At 53.3% G+C, this 1,518-nt stretch carries 1 rRNA gene; it reads left to right on the plus strand.

Annotated features, from left to right (window positions below):
• Positions 1-1,501, plus strand: a 16S ribosomal RNA gene (locus FD34_RS00920); the annotation flags it as partial.
• Between the last annotated feature and the right edge of the window lie 17 nt (positions 1,502-1,518).

Consider the following 1,518-nt stretch of genomic DNA (forward strand, 5'->3'; position numbering starts at 1 on the left):
CCCAACTGATATGACGTGCTTGCACTGATTTGACGATGGATTACCAGTGAGCGGCGGACGGGTGAGTAACACGTGGGCAACCTGCCCTGGAGCGGGGGATAACATTTGGAAACAGATGCTAATACCGCATAATAATCAAAACCACATGGTTTTGATTTCAAAGATGGCTTCGGCTATCACTCCAGGATGGGCCCGCGGTGCATTAGCTAGTTGGTAAGGTAACGGCTTACCAAGGCGATGATGCATAGCCGAGTTGAGAGACTGATCGGCCACAATGGAACTGAGACACGGTCCATACTCCTACGGGAGGCAGCAGTAGGGAATCTTCCACAATGGGCGCAAGCCTGATGGAGCAACACCGCGTGAGTGAAGAAGGGTTTCGGCTCGTAAAACTCTGTTGTTGAAGAAGAACGTGCGTGAGAGTAACTGTTCACGCAGTGACGGTATTCAACCAGAAAGTCACGGCTAACTACGTGCCAGCAGCCGCGGTAATACGTAGGTGGCAAGCGTTATCCGGATTTATTGGGCGTAAAGCGAGCGCAGGCGGTTACTTAAGTCTGATGTGAAAGCCTTCGGCTTAACCGAAGAAGTGCATCGGAAACTGGGTGACTTGAGTGCAGAAGAGGACAGTGGAACTCCATGTGTAGCGGTGGAATGCGTAGATATATGGAAGAACACCAGTGGCGAAGGCGGCTGTCTGGTCTGCAACTGACGCTGAGGCTCGAAAGCATGGGTAGCGAACAGGATTAGATACCCTGGTAGTCCATGCCGTAAACGATGAGTGCTAGGTGTTGGAGGGTTTCCGCCCTTCAGTGCCGGAGCTAACGCATTAAGCACTCCGCCTGGGGAGTACGACCGCAAGGTTGAAACTCAAAGGAATTGACGGGGGCCCGCACAAGCGGTGGAGCATGTGGTTTAATTCGAAGCTACGCGAAGAACCTTACCAGGTCTTGACATCTTGCGCTAACCTAAGAGATTAGGCGTTCCCTTCGGGGACGCAATGACAGGTGGTGCATGGTCGTCGTCAGCTCGTGTCGTGAGATGTTGGGTTAAGTCCCGCAACGAGCGCAACCCTTGTTACTAGTTGCCAGCATTCAGTTGGGCACTCTAGTGAGACTGCCGGTGACAAACCGGAGGAAGGTGGGGATGACGTCAGATCATCATGCCCCTTATGACCTGGGCTACACACGTGCTACAATGGTCGGTACAACGAGTCGCTAACCCGCGAGGGCAAGCTAATCTCTTAAAGCCGATCTCAGTTCGGACTGTAGGCTGCAACTCGCCTACACGAAGTCGGAATCGCTAGTAATCGCGGATCAGCATGCCGCGGTGAATACGTTCCCGGGCCTTGTACACACCGCCCGTCACACCATGGAAGTTTGTAACGCCCAAAGTCGGTGGCCTAACCATTTGGAGGGAGCCGCCTAAGGCGGGACAGATGACTGGGGTGAAGTCGTAACAAGGTAGCCGTAGGAGAACCTGCGGCTGGATCACCTCCTTTCTAAGGAATAAAACGGA

Source organism: Limosilactobacillus pontis DSM 8475 (assembly GCF_001435345.1).
In the GTDB taxonomy this organism is placed as follows: Bacteria; Bacillota; Bacilli; order Lactobacillales; family Lactobacillaceae; genus Limosilactobacillus; species Limosilactobacillus pontis.